Source organism: Stenotrophomonas sp. ZAC14D1_NAIMI4_1 (assembly GCF_003086775.1).
GTDB lineage: Bacteria > Pseudomonadota > Gammaproteobacteria > Xanthomonadales > Xanthomonadaceae > Stenotrophomonas.
Genome location: NZ_CP026001.1, coordinates 444825 through 461821, shown reverse-complemented (window position 1 = coordinate 461821; position 16997 = coordinate 444825). Strand labels below are relative to the sequence as shown.

The 16997-nt window shown below is 67.8% G+C and carries 12 protein-coding genes; 2 read left to right on the top strand and 10 right to left on the bottom strand.

The features are described from left to right. Positions 1 to 516: 516 nt before the first annotated feature. A complete protein-coding gene (gene glnE, locus C1927_RS02085; protein WP_108745796.1) occupies positions 517 to 3309 on the bottom strand; it encodes a bifunctional [glutamate--ammonia ligase]-adenylyl-L-tyrosine phosphorylase/[glutamate--ammonia-ligase] adenylyltransferase in 2793 nt (930 codons plus the stop codon). A 380-nt stretch (positions 3310 to 3689) separates the two neighbouring features. Here glnE and C1927_RS02080 point away from each other — a divergent pair, with 380 nt between their 5' ends. After that, positions 3690 to 5204, top strand: a complete 1515-nt coding sequence (locus C1927_RS02080) for an acetyl-CoA hydrolase/transferase family protein (protein WP_079220400.1) — start codon at positions 3690 to 3692, stop codon at positions 5202 to 5204. Positions 5205 to 5269: 65 nt separating this feature from the next. Here C1927_RS02080 and C1927_RS02075 read toward each other — a convergent pair whose 3' ends face one another. From C1927_RS02075 to C1927_RS02030, 9 genes are all read right to left on the bottom strand, one after another. Continuing rightward, entirely contained in the window at positions 5270 to 6634 is a 1365-nt protein-coding gene (locus C1927_RS02075; RefSeq protein WP_108745795.1) for a VOC family protein, read from the bottom strand. A 149-nt stretch (positions 6635 to 6783) separates the two neighbouring features. After that, positions 6784 to 7272, bottom strand: a complete 489-nt coding sequence (locus tag C1927_RS02070; RefSeq protein WP_108745794.1) for a hypothetical protein — start codon at positions 7270 to 7272, stop codon at positions 6784 to 6786. A gap of 31 nt (positions 7273 to 7303) precedes the next feature. Further along, a complete protein-coding gene (locus tag C1927_RS02065; protein ID WP_108745793.1) occupies positions 7304 to 8056 on the bottom strand; it encodes an HAD family hydrolase in 753 nt (250 codons plus the stop codon). A 123-nt stretch (positions 8057 to 8179) separates the two neighbouring features. Beyond that, positions 8180 to 8584, bottom strand: coding sequence for an EF-hand domain-containing protein (locus C1927_RS02060; protein ID WP_108745792.1), 405 nt, complete (start codon positions 8582 to 8584; stop codon positions 8180 to 8182). Between the two features lie 227 nt (positions 8585 to 8811). After that, on the bottom strand, positions 8812 to 9183 hold the full coding sequence (locus tag C1927_RS02055) for a hypothetical protein (protein WP_108745791.1): 372 nt from the start codon (positions 9181 to 9183) through the stop codon (positions 8812 to 8814). 534 nt (positions 9184 to 9717) lie between these two features. After that, positions 9718 to 10431, bottom strand: a complete 714-nt coding sequence (locus tag C1927_RS02045) for a M15 family metallopeptidase (RefSeq protein ID WP_108745790.1) — start codon at positions 10429 to 10431, stop codon at positions 9718 to 9720. Next, complete coding sequence (locus C1927_RS02040; RefSeq protein ID WP_108747749.1) at positions 10364 to 11887, bottom strand: serine hydrolase domain-containing protein; 1524 nt, start codon at positions 11885 to 11887, stop codon at positions 10364 to 10366. The genes C1927_RS02045 and C1927_RS02040 overlap by 68 nt, the downstream gene beginning before the upstream one ends. Before the next feature lie 44 nt (positions 11888 to 11931). Continuing rightward, positions 11932 to 14955, bottom strand: a complete 3024-nt coding sequence (locus C1927_RS02035; protein WP_108745789.1) for a TonB-dependent receptor — start codon at positions 14953 to 14955, stop codon at positions 11932 to 11934. Between the two features lie 51 nt (positions 14956 to 15006). Then, on the bottom strand, positions 15007 to 16473 hold the full coding sequence (locus C1927_RS02030; RefSeq protein ID WP_108745788.1) for a transglutaminase-like domain-containing protein: 1467 nt from the start codon (positions 16471 to 16473) through the stop codon (positions 15007 to 15009). Positions 16474 to 16610: 137 nt separating this feature from the next. On the opposite strand from C1927_RS02030, the gene C1927_RS02025 reads away from it, so the two are divergent. Next, positions 16611 to 16964: a hypothetical protein gene (locus tag C1927_RS02025; RefSeq protein WP_079220391.1), complete on the top strand. Its 354-nt coding sequence runs from the start codon at positions 16611 to 16613 to the stop codon at positions 16962 to 16964. Positions 16965 to 16997 lie beyond the last annotated feature (33 nt).

Genomic DNA, 16997 nt, shown 5'->3' with positions numbered 1-16997 from the left:
TCGCGGCTGACAGAGAGTGCCGACCAACGGTCGGCACCTACCAACGGCGGGCATCGCCCGGCCATTGTTCTGGTGGGTGCCGACCGTTGGTCGGCACGATCCTTCAGGGCTCATCGCGGCTGACAGAGTGTGCCGACCAACGGTCGGCACCTACCAACAGCGGGGCATCGCGCGGCCATTGCTCCGGTGGGTGCCGACCGTTGGTCGGCACGATCCTTCAGGGTTCATCGCAGCTGACAGAGTGTGCCGACCAACGGTCGGCACCTACCAACGGCCGGCATCGCCCGGCCATTGTTCTGGTGGGTGCCGACCGTTGGTCGGCACGATCCTTCAGGGTTCATTGCACCTGACAGAGTGTGCCGACCAACGGTCGGCACCTACCAACGGCGGACATCGCCCGACCATTGCTCTGGTGGGTGCCGACCGTTGGTCGGCACGATCCTTCAGGGTTCATTGCACCTGACAGAGTGTGCCGACCAACGGTCGGCACCTACCAACGGCGCACGTGGTACCCCATCAGCCGAACGGCAGCTCTGCGGCCACGCAGGCGGCACTGATCGCTGCACACGCGTCTTCAATCGCAGGCGTTGTGGCCGCCAGCCGCGGGCGGCGGTCCAGCGTGCAGGCCAGGCCGACATCCAGCAGGGTGGCGTGCGCGCCCTGCAGCGCACGTGCGGTGTCTTCGGGCAGGAATCCCGCCGCCAGTGCGTCGATCAACGACGGCGTGTCGCGCGGTTCCAGCAGCGCCGCAACCTGCGCGCTGCGTGCCAGCACGCCGGTCTGCAGAAGGAACTCCAGATCCACCACGCCACCGGCGCCCTGCTTCAGGTCCAGGCGCGCGGCATCGCTGCGGTCCAGTTCGGTGCGCATGCGCCCGCGCATCTTCAGCACGTCGGCATACAGCGTGGCGTGGTCGCGTTCGCGGCCCAGCGTCTGCGCGCGCACCTGTTCGAAATCGGCCAGCAGGCTGGCATCGCCGGCCACGCCGCGCGCGCGCACCAGGGCCTGGTGTTCCCAGGTCCAGGCGCGCTCGCGCTGGTAGTCGGTGTAGCTGGCCAGCGAGGACACCAGCGATCCCTTGCCGCCATCCGGGCGCAGGCGCACGTCGATGTCGTACAGGCGGCCGGCGGCGGTAACCGCGCCCAGCAGGGCCATCACCTTCTGCGCCAGGCGCGCGTACCAGCGGCCCGGTTCCAGCGGACGGGTGCCATCGCTGGCTTCCACGCCGGCCGGATGGTCGTGCAGGAACACCAGGTCCAGATCGGAACCGAAGCCCAGTTCCAGCCCACCCAGGCTGCCGTAACCGATGATGGCGAAGCGCCCGCCCGGCACCGCACCGTGCGCGGCGTGCATGTCCGCCTCGGCCAGCTTGAGCACGGTGATGACCACCGCCTGCGCCAGCTCGGCCAGCTGGCGGGTGCTGTCCACCGCGCCCTGGCGGCCGTCCAGCGTGGCCATCGCCATGCGGAAGCTGAGCGCGAGCCGCGTTTCATTGAGCCAGCGCAGCTGCGATTCGGGATCTTCCACCGGCAGCACCTGCTGGCACTCGGCCAGCATGCCGGCGAAGTCGGGCATCGGCCCAGATACGCGCACGTCCAGCAGTTCGTCCAGCAGCAGGGGGTACGCCGCCAGGCGTTCGGCCAGCAGCGCGCTGCGCGCCAGCACGTCCACCAACCGCGCCAGGGCGCTGGGTTGCTCGTCCAGCAGCGCCAGGTAGCTGGTTCGGCGCAGCACGGCCTGCAACAGGCCGAGCACGCGCTTGAGTGCGGCATCGGGCTGCGGCGAGCGCGTGGCCGCATGCAGCAGCGCTGGCAGCACGCGGTCCAGGCGCGCACGCGCGGCATCGGACAGTGACTTCACGCCGGTACTCTGGGCGAAATCACGCAGCGACTGGTCGGCGCCGTTGGCATCGAGGAAACCGGCTTCGGCCAGCAGTTCGGCGTTGCTGCCGTCGGGCAGGCTGCGCCAGTAGCTGGCCAGCGCATCGGGGGCGGCCTGGCCCTTGCGCGGGGCCAGCAGCGCGGCGAACTCGGTGCTGACCCGCTGCTGCTGCACGGCCAGGGCCGCACGCAGTTCATCCCAATCGCCATAGCCCAGGCCGAGGGCGATGCGCTGGCGATCCAGCGGGTCGCTGGGCAGCACGTGGGTCTGCGCGTCGCGCAGCATCTGCAGGCGGTTTTCCAGGCGGCGCAGGAACAGGTAGGCCTCGCGCAGCGCGGCACCATCGTCCGCTGCAATCTGGCCGGCGTTGACCAGCGCCTGCAGGGCCACCAGCAGGCGGCGCTCGCGCAGCACCGGCTCGCGCCCGGCGCGGATCAGCTGCAGGGCCTGGCAGAGGAATTCGATTTCGCGGATGCCGCCGGCGCCGCGCTTGATGTCTTCGTGCAGTTCGCGGCGGGCGACCTCGGCGGTGATCGCCGCCTTCATCTCGCGCAGGCCGTCGAGCGCGGTGAAATCCAGGTAGCGGCGGTAAACGAACGGGCGCAGGGTCTGCAGCCACGCTTCGCCGGCGGCAATATCACCGGCCACCGCGCGCGCCTTCAGCCAGGCATAGCGTTCCCAGTCGCGGCCCTCGCGCTGGAAGTACTGGTCCATCGCCGCGAACGACAGCGCGACACGGCCAGCGCTGCCGAACGGACGCAGGCGCAGGTCGACGCGGTGGCTGAAGCCATCGACGGTGGTGTCGTCCAGCAGCTTGGCCAGGCGCTGGCCAAGGCGGGCGAAGTATTCCTCGGCGGCCAGCGGGCGCGGGCCGTCGGATTCACCACCCTGCGGATAGGCGTAGACCAGATCGATATCGGAACTGAAGTTGAGCTCGCCACCGCCCAGCTTGCCCAGGCCGAACACCACCAGCTGCATGGGCTGGCCGTGGTCATCGCGGATGACCCCGTGGCGCTGGGCGAACTCCTGCTGCAGGGCCTCCAGCGCCAGGCGCAGGCAGTCCTCGGCCAGAGTGGTGGCGCCGGCCAGGGTCTGCGGCACGTCGTCCAGGCCGGCCAGATCGCGCCAGACCAGGCGGGTGGACATGGCCGCACGCCAGCGCCGCAGCTGTGCCGGCCAGTCGCTGGGCTGCTGCGGGTCGAGCACCGGCGCCGGCAGCGGCGGGCAGCCCGGCTGCGCCAGATGGGCCAGCAGCGCCGGCTGGCGCACGAGGGTATCCAGGGCGAAGTCGCTGGCCACCGCCAGGCGAGCCAGTGGCGGCTGCAGCTCGGCGGGGATGGGCCCGGGCAGGACGTGGGCCAGGCGCGCCAGGGCGCGGTCGACCAGGGGCTGCAGGGTGGCGGGCAGTTCAGCGGGGGCGAGGGTCATGGGTCGATTGTATCGACCCGGCCGGGGCGCAACGGACCCGGTAGTGCCGGCCGCTGGCCGGCAGGGGTGCGCAGGTTGCCGGTTGCGGGTTGCCGGCCAGCGGCCGGCACTACCGGTAGAGCATGCCCCGCATTCAGCTTTGGCTGAAGGCAATAAAAAAGCCCGCTTGCAGCGAACTGCCAGCGGGCTCTGCTCCCTCCCCCACGTCGGGATGCAGGGCCATCCTGCGGGCTGCGGAAGGACATTGCACGCTGCACTGCAAAACAGAACTGGTGGGTATGGTAGCCCGCAGCCCGGAAAAGCCATTCCACGAAGGTAGAACGCCCCGTACGGCGGGGGATGGCCGATAATCGGGATTCCCCCCTGAAACACGTGTCGTCATGTCTGTTGATCGCATCGCCAACGCGCGTCTCCGTGACCGCGTGGTCTCCGCCGAGGCCGCAGCCGCGCTGATCCAGCCCGGTGAAACCGTCGCCATGAGTGGCTTCACCGGTTCCGGCTACCCCAAGGCCGTTCCCGTGGAACTGGCCCGCCGCATCGAGACGGTGCACGCCCAGGGCCTGCCCTTCCAGATCAAGCTGATGACCGGCGCCTCCACCGCGCCGGAACTCGATGGTGCGCTGGCCAAGGCCGATGGCATCGCCATGCGCATGCCGTTCCAGAGCGACCCGGATGCGCGCAACCGCATCAACGAGGGCAAGCTGGATTACATTGACATCCACCTCAGCCACGTCGCCCAGCACGTCTGGTTCGGCTTCTACGGCGAGATCGATACCGCCGTGATCGAAGTGTCGGCCATCCGCGAAGATGGCTCGCTGGTGCCCTCCACTTCGGTGGGCAACAACAAGACCTGGCTGGACCTGGCCAAGAAGGTGATCGTCGAGGTCAACGAATGGCAGCCGGCCGGCGTCGACGGCATGCATGACATCTACTACGGCACCGCACTGCCGCCGCACCGCAAGCCGATTCCGCTGGTGAACGCCAACGACCGCATCGGCGATACCGCGCTGCGCTGCGACCCGGACAAGATCGTGGCGGTGGTGCGCACCAACGGCCCGGACCGCAACAGCCCCTTCAGCCCCATCGATGCGACCAGCGAGCAGATCGCCTCGCACCTGATCGAGTTCCTCAAGCACGAGGTGAAGAAGGGCCGCCTGCCGCCGAACCTGCTGCCGCTGCAGTCGGGCGTGGGCAACATTCCCAACGCGGTGCTGGCGGGCCTGGCCAAGAGCGGTTTCCGCGATCTGGCCGCGTTCACCGAAGTGATCCAGGACGGCATGCTCGACCTGCTGCGCGACGGCGTGCTGAGCTATGCCTCGTGCACCGGTTTCGCGCTGAGCCCGCAGGCCAACGAGACGTTCAAGGAGCACATCGATTTCTACCGCGAACGCATCATCATGCGCACGCAGGAAATCTCCAACCACCCGGAACTGGTGCGCCGCCTGGGCTGCATCGGCATGAACGGCATGATCGAAGTGGACATCTACGGCAACGTCAATTCGACGCACGTGATGGGCACGCGGATCATGAACGGCATCGGCGGTTCGGGTGACTTCGCCCGCAACGGTTTCCTGTCGGCCTTCCTCAGCCCGTCCACGGCGAAGAACGGCACGATTTCGGCGATTACGCCGATGGTGAGCCATGTCGACCACACCGAGCACGACGTGTCGGTGATCGTGACCGAACAGGGCCTGGCCGATCTGCGCGGGCTGACCCCGCGCAAGCGCGCGCAGGTGCTGATCGACAACTGCGCGCACCCGGATTTCCGCCCGCAGCTGCAGGACTACTTCGACCGCGCCAGCCGCGAAAGCTACGGCAAGCACACCCCGCACCTGCTGCCCGAAGCGCTGTCGTGGCACCAGCGTTGGCTGGATACCGGCACGATGAAGGGCTGATTGCCAGGGGTAGTGCCGGCCGCTGGCCGGCACCATCAACAGCCGGCCAGCGGCCGGCTCTACCCTCAAACGGCGCGCAGCGCCGCCAGCGATTCGGCTTGCAGCCGTTCGTAGATCTCGAACTCGTCGTTCACCGCCACGCCCATCGCCTGCTCGAACGCTTCGCGGTTGGCGTGCGCGGCATAGGCACGCTGCTCTTCGCCGCCCAGGTTGGACTGGAAGATGCCCGCGGCGCTGACCGGCAGGAAATCCTCGTAGACGATCGGGTCGGCCGTGGCCAGGCCGGCGGCCACCAGCACTTCGGCCGGCAGATCGGCCACGCGTTCCGGCGCGGCGCGGCCGGCCTCGGTCAGCTGGTAACGGTAATAGCCCAGCCCTTCCTGGCGCAGGGTGTCGTGGTCATCGGGGAAGCTGGCAAACACCGCCTGCAGGCGCTGGCCGTAGTCACCGCCGGTGCTGCCTTCGCCGCCGGCATCGCGGGCCTGCGACAACAGCTGGTCGTACAGCGCGCGGCCCTTCGGGGTCAGGGCCAGGCCACGCTGCTCGATCTCGCCGAAGCGCGCGGTATGTGTGCCGGCAGCGCCGCCTTCACCGCCCGGGAAATGCACGGCCTCTTCCAGCGCCTTGAAGCTGGTCTGCCGCAGCAGGATCGGGCAGGCGCGGCGCGGCGGGCCTTCGATGACCGCTTTGGCCACCATGCCGTGCTCGATCATCGCCGCCTGTGCGGCATCGATATCCAGCGTGCGCGGGGTGAGGTGGTTGATGTGCGGCCCACGGAAGCTGACCACGTCGGCCACCAGCCGATGTGCATCGTGCAGCGCGTGGTAGGTGGGCAGGTCGACCGTGGCATCGCCGTGCCAGCGGAAGGTTTCCAGTGCCTCGGCAACGAAGCGCTCGGCATCGGCCTGCGACAGGCCACCGTCACGCTCGGCCTGGTCGATCAGCGCCAGCGCGCCCTCGGTGAAGATGCGGCGGCGTTCGAGGATGCGCGCGGACTCGGCGCGCAGGGTTTCGTCCTCGATCAGCTCCAGCCGCAGCAGCGAGGTGAACACGCGGAACGGGTTCTGCGCCAGCGCCGCGCCGGTGAGCGGACGGAAGGCCGTGGAATGCACCGGCACGCCCGCCACCGACAGGTCGTAGTAGGCGACCGGGAACATGCCCATCACCGCGAACAGGCGGCGCAGCGTGGCCAGCTCCTGCGCGGTGCCGACGCGGATCGCGCCGTGGCGCTCTTCGTCCAGGCGTGCGCGCTCGTCGTTGCGCTGCAGCTGCGCGGCCAGCGCCGGGTCCTGGGCAAGCACCTGTGCGTTGATCCGCTCCACCAGTTCCACCAGCGTGCCGTACAGCGGCACTTCGGTGCGGTACATGCGGGACATGGCCTGGGCGAACAGGCGGCGGATCACATCAGGCGAAACGAAAGAGGCGCTCATCAGTCACTCGAATGCGGGAACGGGGAACGGCAAGGGCCGTATTGTCGCCGGTGTGCGCGATGGGGGCGATATGCAGAGCAGCATGACCTGGGACCGGTAGTGCCGGCCGCTGGCCGGCAACCGCAGGAGGTGCCGGCCAGCGGCCGGCACTACCGCTGCAGCTGGCGCTTCAGGGTGGCATCGAGGGTGATCGGCCGGTCCCAGTGCTCGTAGCTGGCCACGATGGCGTGGCGCACCGCGCGGACATGCAAATTGTCCGGCTTCACCGGCATCCGCGTGACCACCGCCTCCCAGCCCCCTTCCGGGTTCTGGCTGAAGGCACGCACGCTGTCGCGGCAGGTCTGGCCGCTGGCCTTGGCCCAGAAGCAGGCGAAGTAGATATCGCCGGCCTGCCAGCCGTGGGTGGTGAACAGCGCGCTGACATAACCGCGCGGCACGTTGGCGTAGCGCGATACCTCATCGAGGAAGGCATCGGGGTAACGCTCGGCGTAGTGGTTGATGTCCTGCAGCTGGGCATCCAGCCAACGGTCACCGGTTTCCACCGTGTAGGCCGCCGAACGTTCGGCGGTCTGCTGGGCCAGCACGGTGGCTGGCGCCAGCAACAGGAGCGACAGCAGCAGGGTCGGAAAGCGCTTCATGCCCCGATTCTGCCGCAGCCGCCGGGCCCTGTCAGGCCGCTGCAGCGGCCTTGGCCTCGATCGCGGCCAGCGCGGCCGGCCAATCCCAGGCGGTATCGGCGGTGACCATGCGCGGTTCGTCGTCGGCCACGCCATGCTGGGTTTCGTGCGCCCAGGTGACCGCGTACGGGGTGTGGATGCCCCAGCCGCCGAGGGTGACCACCGGCTCGATATCCGAGCGCAGCGAGTTGCCGACCATCACGAACTGCTGCATCGGCAGGTCGAATTCGGCCAGCACGCGGGCGTAGGTTTCCGGGTCCTTTTCCGAGACGATCTCGATGCGCGGGAACAGCTCGTGCAGCTTGGCCACCTTGATCTTGGCTTCCTGGTGGAACAGGTCGCCCTTGGTGATCAGCACCACCGGGTACTGCTCGGCGATGGCTGCCACCGATTCGCGCACGCCGTCGATCAGATCGACCGGGTGGCGCAGGGTGTCATGGCCGATGTCCAGCATGCGCTGGATGTCCTTGGCGTCGATGCGCTGGCCGGTGATGTCGATGGCCGCTTCGATCATCGACAGGACCATGCCCTTCACCCCATAGCCGAACACGGCCAGGTTGCGCTGCTGCACTTCCAGCAGGTGGCGGGCGGTCTGGGTGTCGTGCACATCGACGTAGCGCGACAGCAGGTCCAGGTAATCCTGCTCGGCCTTGCGGTAGTAGTCCTCGCTCTTCCACAGCGTGTCGTCACCGTCAAAACCGACCAGGCCGATGGCGCGCGAGCGCGCAGGCGTGGAGACGTTCATGCGACAAGGATACAGCGCTGGCGAAGGCAACAAAAACCCGGGCGGCCAACGCCGCCCGGGCCCCATGCACCGGTTGCCCCGAACGCAACCGGATCCGTTCAACCGGTTCTGGTCAGGCGGCGATCAGTTGCCACCGCCGGCACCGGCACCCGCCTGCTGGGCGGCCACGAAGGCCTTGTACTCGTCGGCGCTGAGTTCGCCGTCCTTGTTGGTGTCGGCCTGGTCGAACACCTGGGCCAGGCCCGCGTTCACCTGTGCCTCGGACTTGCTGATGGTGCCGTTGCCATCGGTATCGATGCTGGCCCAGGTCTGGCCGCCGCCACTGGCCTGTGCCTGCGCCGATGCAGCCGCACTGGAGGCTTGGTCAGCCGCCTGACCCGCCTGGGCTGCCGACTGCTGGGCCTGCGCCGCCTGATTCTGTGCCTGGGCTGCCTGCTGCTGGGCGCTCTGCGCCATGGCCGGGACGGCCAGCACACTACCGGCGGCAACGATCAGGGCGAGCAGGGGCTTGCGGTTGCGAATAGTCATCAGGTGGATCTCCTTTGGGTGGTGGAGCGCGGGGTGTTGTCTCCGCACGGCACCTACCCTGCCACCGCGTTTCTGAATCGATTTTGGGCTGCAACCGGCGTGAATACACCCCATTAACCACTCGCCCCGACGCATGCGTTAGCGCGGTGGTTAGGGCAGAGTGAGCGGTCCATAAGGCGAGCATTCAGCGCGGCCGGATTTAACCGGCACACAACGAAAAACCTGCGTCAATCGACGTTCTGCGCAGATGACCGCGAACTGAACAAGAGCCATCCCAATGCAACGCCGGAGAGCGCACCGGCGATTTCCAGCACCACGCGGCTGCCCAGTTCGTTGGGGTCGTGGATGGTGGAGAGGAAGATGCGCGCATACAGCGGTGATTCCAGCCGCACGATGCCCATGTAGAACAGCTTCCACATATCGATGCCGGCGGAGATGGCCACCGCGAACACGCAGGCCCAGCCGATGGCATGGCCCATGGACCAGCGGAACACGCGGCACAGGTGATGCCAGAGGAAGTACACCAGCAGCCCGACCAGCAGGGCGATGGCACCGGCTTCGAGCGAGCCGAGCAGGCCGAAGTGCAGCGGAAGGTTCATGCGGGTGGGCAGTTGGGAGGCGGTAGTGAGTGTAAGGGTATCGGCAGGGCTTGCAGCCCTGCACCTGCAGAAGCAACAGCAAGAGCCTGCATTCCGTGGGATGGCGGGGCACTGTGGGTTTGCGGGGACGCCGTAAACCCGTCCATGGGGGCTTGGTCGCGCCATCCATGGCGCTCACACCCCGCAAACCCACAGTGCCCCGCCTTCGACAGTTGGCCGGCGGCTGTTGGTGGGTGCCGACCTTGGTCGGCACATCTGTCAGACATCGAATGAATTCATCCGTGCCGACCAGCGGTCGGCACCCACCAGAGCAGAACGCCGTTCCGACAGGTTGCGAAAAACTGTCGAAGGCGGGGTGGGTCCGGTTGAGGGGGTGTGAGCGCCATGGATGGCGCGACCAAGCCCCCATGGATGGGTTTACGGCGTCCCCCTCAACCGGACCCACCCCGCCATCCCACAGGAAGCCAGCTCTTGAAGTTGACGTTGCCCTGGCTTGAAGCAGGTGCAGGGCTGCAAGCCCTGCAAAAAACCCCATCACCTCACGGGAAAATCGTACGCGGTGCCGGCATCTGGTTCCGGCTGCAGCGTGTAGTGCCACCACTCCTGCGGGTAGTTGGCAAACCCGCGCCGCGCCATCGCCTGCAGCAACCGCTGCCGGTTCCCGCGCTGCGCCGCCGTCAGCCCCGCCGCGTCGGTATGCGCGCGCACGCCGAAGAAATCGAAATCCGTGCCCATGTCCATCACCACGCACGCGCCGGCCCGGCAATCCAGCAGCCCCAGGTCCACCGTCGCGCCCCGGCTGTGGCCCGAGCGCTCGGCGATGTAGCCATCGGCCAGCAGCCGCGGCTTGTCCAGCCCCGGATACTGCAGCGCCTTGCGCGACTGCTCGTGCGGATCGTTCACCCAGGCCATGAAGGCCTGCACCGAACGCACCGGGCGATAGCAGTCGTAGATACGCAGCGCGTAACCCTCCCCACGAAGATCACGCTCCACCGCAGCCAATGCCTTTGCCACCGGGGCCAGCAGGTAACACGACGGCGCCTCGTAACCCGGCACGCGCGCGCCGGTGAAGTTGTTGCGGCCGGCGTAACGGATGTCCATCTCGATCTGCGGGGCCAGCGTGCGGATCTCCAGGAGGCCGGCGCTGGCCGCATCGGTGGCTGGCGAGATGCGTGGTGGCTCAGCGGCGTGCGTGCTGCCCGCCAGGGCAATCGCCAATCCGAGTGAAATGCAGGTCCTGGAAGTCATAACTGAAGTCGATGTCCGGATCGATGGCGCGCAGCTGCAGCGTGGGCGGGTCACCGTCACCGGGCTGCAGCCATGCCTGCGCGGATGCCTCCAGCGTATCCCAGTGCAACCGCCACCGGCGCCCCTGCTGCATCACGGTCGCAGCCAGTTTCGGCGAGCGCAGCACCTCGAACCGCAGCGTGCCCGCGACCGGGCACAGCGTGGCCTCGCCCAGCCAGGGATCACGGTAGCGCCCCTGCTGCGCCTTCAGCGCGCCGGTACCGGCGGGCGCGATCGGATCGAGATACTCATCAACGTGGCCGATCACATCCGTCCGGCTCCGCTCATCGGCCAACGCCTGCAGATAGCCCAGCGCAGTCTGGCCCTCCGCAGGGGCGGTGAAGCGCTTCAGCACCGACTGCATCAGCACCGTGCGTGCATCCTCGCCCTCGCCGTTCATCAGCATCACCACGCCCACCCTGCGGTCCGGCAGCAGGGCCAGCGAGGAATACATGCCCGACAGCGTGCCGGTGTGCGCCACCTTCCACTGCCCGTCCATGTCCGAGACACGCCAGCCGTAGCCGTAACCCATGAAGTGCGCGTTGTCCCAGCGACGCTGGCGCTCGCCCAGCGGCATCGGCATGTGCAGGGTCCACAGCGTGCGCCGCTGGTCGCTGCCCAGCCAGCCGGGCACCAGCGCGGGGTCCAGCAGCACCTGCATCCAGCGCGTCATGTCGCGCAGCGAGCAACGGATGCCACCGGCGGCCATCGACGTCAGGTCGGGGCTGATCGCTGCGTCAGCGTTGATCACCACGTTGCGGCCCTTGCGCCAGGCATGTGGCTGGGCGACGTTGCCCACGCGCTTCACCGACCACGCGCCCACCTGGCAGCGGTCCATGCCGAGCGGTTCGAATACCTGCTCGCGCAGCAACTGGTCATAGGGTCTGCCGCCGGCGGCGGCCGCCACTTCACCGGCCACCACGTACATCAGGTTGTCGTAGGCGTAGCCGCTGCGGAAGCTGCTGACCGGCTTCAGGTGGGCCAGGCCGGCGATGATGTCCGCGCGGGTATAGGCGTTGGGCTCCGGCCACAGCATCAGGTCGCCGGCGCCCAGGCCGAGGCCACTGTTGTGGATGAGCAGGTCACGCACCTGCATGTGCTCGCCCACCCACGGGTCATGCATGGTGAAGCCGGGCAGGTGCTTGCGCACCGGGTCATCCCAGCGCAGCCGGCCCTGCTCCACCAGGCGCGCCAGCAGCGCGGCGGTCATCGCCTTGCTGTTGGACGCGATCTTGAACAGGGTGTCCTCGTCGATGCGGCCGCCATCACCGCGCGCGCCTTCGGCGTGCTGGTAAACCACCCTTCCGTGCTCGACCACGGCCATGGCCAGCCCGGGCAGATGCTCGTGCTGGACCACGGCGGCGACATCGGCATCGATGGCGGCGGTGGCCGCCGGTTCCGCCGCCACGGCAGGCATGGCAGCCAGCGCCAGGAAACCCGACGCCACCCGCGCGGCATGCCTCAGAAGTTCCACGTCACCACCAGCTGCGTGTAGCGCGGCGCCTGCCAGCGGGTGCCCGTGGCGAAGGTGGCTTCGCGGTACTGGCCCGGCTGTGCTTCGTAGCGCTGGTGCACGTTGATGGTCTTCTGGTTGTTGGTCAGGTTGTACACCGACAGGCGGGCGCTGAGATCGATGCCCTCCACCGGCAGGCGCCAGGTCACGTTGGCCCCCATCGTCCAGGTCCACGGCAGGCGACCGAACGCGCCGCGCGGGCTGTACTCGAACTGGCGCTGGTCGTACGGCCCGGAGCAGTTGGCCACGCACAGCCAGCCGGTGCCGCCACCACTGCCTTCGCTGGAGGTGCTGCCGCCGGCGATGGTGTCATTCGGCCACATCACGCCATAGGCGGTGATCGGGCCGCCGGACTGCACCTGCAGCGTGGTGCCGAACGACCACTGCTTGTTCAGCGCATAGGCCGCGCGCAGCTTGATCTGGTGGCGGAAGTCGTTGAACAGCACGCCGTAGCGTTCGTTGGTGGCCGGGTGGTCCCAGTACTGCACCATGCCGGTGTCGCCGTAGTTGGTATCGGAGTTCACCGGGCCTTCGAAGTTGCCATCGCTGCGCGACCACAGGTAGGAGGCGTTGAGCATCCACCTCTCGTCCCAGGCGCGATCAATCTGGAATTCCAGGGCCTTGTAGGTGCGCTTGGGCTTGGAATAGCCGATGACCTCGCCGCTGCCGCCCTTGCGGTAGCCGCTGTTGGCGGTGTCGATGGTGATCCAGCCTTCGGTGGCGCAGCCGATGCTCTGGTCGCCCCACAAGGTCAGGCTCTCGCCGGGGTTGCCGATCGGCCACAGCGTGCTCGGCGTCGGGCCGCACGGGGTGTAGTTGATGCGGATGTCATCCAGCGCGCGGGTCATGCGCCGGTAGGTGGCGTTGACGCCCCACGACCAGGCCGCGTTGATCATGCTCTGGAAACCAAGGATGTACTCGTCCTGGTAGACCGCCTTCAGGTCGCGGTCCACGCTCTGCCGCAGGTCGGCGCCACCGGTGTTCATGCGGGTGTCGGTCGGCCCGATCTGCGCGCCGATGATCGGCGCCATGTACGCCGAACCGGTCGGCGAGGTCTTCTGCTCCCAGCCTTCCAGCACGTAGTAGCTGTATTCGTCGGTAAGGCCACCAGCGAAGTTGACGTTGATGTTGTTGGTGACCGGCAGGTAGTAGCGGCCCGCGTTGCCGAACAGCTTGGTGCTGCCATCGCCGCGCATGTCCCACGAGAAGCCCAGGCGCGGGGCGAACAGGTCGTCCATCTTGATGAACGCCTTGCCCTCGGCCGTGCGGTTCTCGAAGCGGTCCCAGCGGATGCCGAGGTTGAGCATCAGATTCGGGGTGATGTTCCAGATGTCTTCCAGGTAGAAGGCGTTGGCCTCGGTCTCAAACTTGCCGCCCGACTGGCGGTTGCGCGCGCGCAGCATCTCGGTGACGCCGGCCGGCACAAAGGCGTTGGCGCCGTCCCACACTTCATCGCCGGGCCGCGCCACGTAGGCGGTGTAGCTCAGCGCGCCCGGCCCGGGGTAGCGGGTCGACTGGTCGGTGGTCATCAGCTCGCGGTCGAGGCCGAAGCGCAGCAGGTGGTCGCCCAGCTGCCATTCGAAATCCAGGCGTGCCACATCGCGGGTGTCATCGCGCTCGGCCACGGCCGTGCCGGTGGGATGGCAGCCGGGACGCAGGCCCTGCAGCTTGCCCAGGCGCGGGCCGTAGGTGCTGTCGGTGAACACCGGGCTGCAGGCCTGGTCCAGCGATGAATTGGTGAAGGCGCGCTGGTTGTTCTGGCCGACCATGGCGCGGGCGGTGAAGTTCTGCCCGAAGTGGCCGGTATAGGTGGCCGACCAGTTGCGGCCGCCGGTTTCGGTGATGGAATCACCGCCCCAGGCACCGATGCGGTCGTCATCCCAGTCGTAGCCGTAGGACGCGTTGGTGACATCGCCCTCATCGGAGAACGCCAGCAGCGCCAGGCTGTGGTTGTCGTTGATGTTCCAGTCCAGCTTGGTACCCCAGAAGCCGTTGCCGGATTTGTTCTTGAACCAGGTGCTGCCATCGGACGAGGTGTTGTGGCCGCGGTCGTCGCGATCCTCGTACATGGCAAACAGGAACAGCCTGTCCTTGATAATCGGGCCCGAGCCCCAGACGTTGGTCTTCAGGAACGAGTTGTTGTCACGGCTGCCATAGGAATGGGCGGTGCCGTCGCGATGGAAGTGGTCGCGTCCACTGGAGCGCCCGGCGCTGGGCTCGACGGTCACTTCCACGCCGCCCTCGAATTCGTTGCTGCCCGAGCGCGTCACCGCGTTGATGACGCCGCCGGTGGAGCGGCCGAATTCCACCGAGTAGCCACCGGTCTTGACCTGGAATTCGTTGAAGAAAGCGAACGGCGCGGTGCTGAAGCCACGCCGCGTGTACATGTCGGTGACGTTGAGGCCGTTGATGAACACCGCGTTCTCGGCCACCGATGAACCGGCAAAGGACAGGCCGCCGAACGAGGAGTTGCCGCCGACCACGCCCGGCGCCATCAGCGCCACCGCAGACAGATCCTGCGCCACCGGCAGCCGCGAGATTTCCTGGCGGTTGATGTTGAACGAGGTTTCGGTGGAATAGACATCCACGCGGTTGACCACGCGCGTGCCGGTCACCTGCAGGGCATCAAGGTTGGTGACGCCGCCAGCGCTGGCCAGGTTGACCGTGGTGGTGCCGCCCACCGCCACGCTGACGGCCACCTGGTCACCCAGGTTCTGGCCCTCGCGGCTGAGCTGCAGCTGGTAGTCGCCTACCGGCAGCTGGCCAAGGCGGTAGCTGCCATCGGCGCCGACGGTGACGGTGCGGGTCAGCCCGGTGCTGCTGCTGACCACGGTGACCTGGTCACCGGCCGTGGCCCGGCCGGCCACGGCGCCGCTCACGTTCTGCGCCATCGCCATGCCGGGCAGCATGATGCCCAGACACGCTCCGAGGGCGACGCACAACGCCGCCCGCTTGATGCTGTAAGCCTTCATCCCCTGCTCTCTCCTGCAAGAATTGAATGGTGTGGTGGTGGAGGTATCGCGCTAGCGTTGCCCGGACGGCACTACCCGCCACTGGAGGTCATAGCCCCATTGGTCGAAGTACAGGTTGCCGCCCGCCCACTCGGCCTCGCCGCGCTGCGAGTCGACCGTTTCCGAGCGGTAATGCTGTTTGGCCGGCACGAACGGCTGGCCGAAATCATCGTTGAAGGCGATGCGGTAGCCATCGAGGCCACCCAGGTAGAAGTCGCGCAGCGCGGGCGTTTCGCTGGCCAGCGCGCCGGTGGTCACGTCCATCGGCAGCCATCCATACGGCGCCAGGTAGACCGCCCCCCAATCGTGCAGGTTGTTGTAGCCGCTGCCGTCGTCGGAGAACACCATGCCCGACTGCCAGCGTGCGGGAATGCCGTTCATGCGCAGCAGCGCGATCAGCAGCAGGGTCTGTTGGCCGCAGTCGGCATGGCCGGCGCGCAGGGCGTAATCGCTGAGGTTGCTGAGAGTGGAGTATTCGCGGGCGCCCGCCCACGGGATGCGGTCGACCGCGGCGTACAGCCTGCGCACCACTTCATACGGGCGCGTCTCGCCCTGCAGCACCTGCTCGGAAAACAGTTTGAGTGCCGGGGTGAAGCGCACATGCGGCAACTGCTCGGCCAGGAACGGCTGCAGCGCTGGATCGGCCGGCGTGGGCTGCACCTTGGCTGGATCGATCGAGGTATGCCGCGCATAGAGGGTGACCGCGTAGCGCACTTCGAAGTGCGTTGGCTGCCCCGCCACCGCCCGGGCTTCCATATAGGCGGTGCGCTGCAGGGTGCTGGCCGGGGCCACGCGCGCCTTGCCCGGCGTGCTGCCCAGCCATTGCACGCGCTCCTGCTGGCCTGGAATTTCGCGCGGGTACGGAATCCACGCGCGGATGGTTTCACCGGCCGGCACGGCATCGGCCTTCACCGTGAGCGACTGGGTAAAGGCAATGCGCTGCGGCAGCACCGAGGCCTGGTCCTGCTGCGCGGCGGCCGCAACCACGCGCGCGTGGTGCGCGTTGAGCACTTCGTTCGGGCCCGGCGCCGGCATCGGCGCATCGGCGCGACGGCGGGCGCGCGCTTCATCGCTGAGCAGGAACAGGTTGGACGGCGCACGCTTGAAGTACCAGCGGGTGCCGTCGATATCCAGATGCTCGATCAGGCCGAGCTGATCCCAGCGCGCGAACTCGGCATCGGTCAGGTCGGGAATCCAGCGGCGTACGGCGGTTTTCGCTGCGGCTTCGTCCAGGCTGAAGTCCAGGCGGATGCGGCGCATGCGTTCGCGCTGGTAGGCCGCCGTGGCGGGCAGGTCGCCACGCGCCAGCAGATCTTCGGCCTGCCCGAAACGGCCGCTGTCGACCAGGTCGACCAGCCGCGTTTCGCCCGCTGCCTGTCTCCCGGCCTCCTGTGCGCCCGCCACCCACGGCCACAGCAGCAGCGCGGCACACAGGCCGGCGGCGGCAGGCAGACGCGGTTTGCGAACGGCGGGATCCACAGCGACACTTCCCCAGCGCGGGTGGTAACGGCTGTGTAACACGGGCCGGATAAGGGGTCAATTATTTATTCTTGCTTTCGTGGATGAAAGGAATAAATATTCCAAAGCAGTCCGCCAACAACCGGAGCCCGTGCGGAATGGAACAGACTCACCTGCGTTGCCCCCAGTGCAGCGCGACGTTCGTACCGGATGCCGCAGGCCTTGCGCTGCTGCAGCAGTCCCGCGCCAAAGGCATGCGCCTGGTGATGATCGAATGCACCCGCTGCGGCAGCTATGGCGATTTCGATCCGCAGACCGGTGAGCGCCCGCCGGCCAGTACAGCCGACGCGACACCGCCCATCCCCTGCCCGGAACCCGGCTGCGACGGCCTGGTCAGTCATGTTGAAACCCTGCGCCCGCCGATCTGGGGCTGCGGCCACTGCGGCACGGTCTGGGCCGACCGCGCTGCACTGGATGCGCAGATCGCCCAGCAGGCACCGGCCACGCCGTAGAGGCCGGCGCGGGACGCCCGCCACATGTTCCAA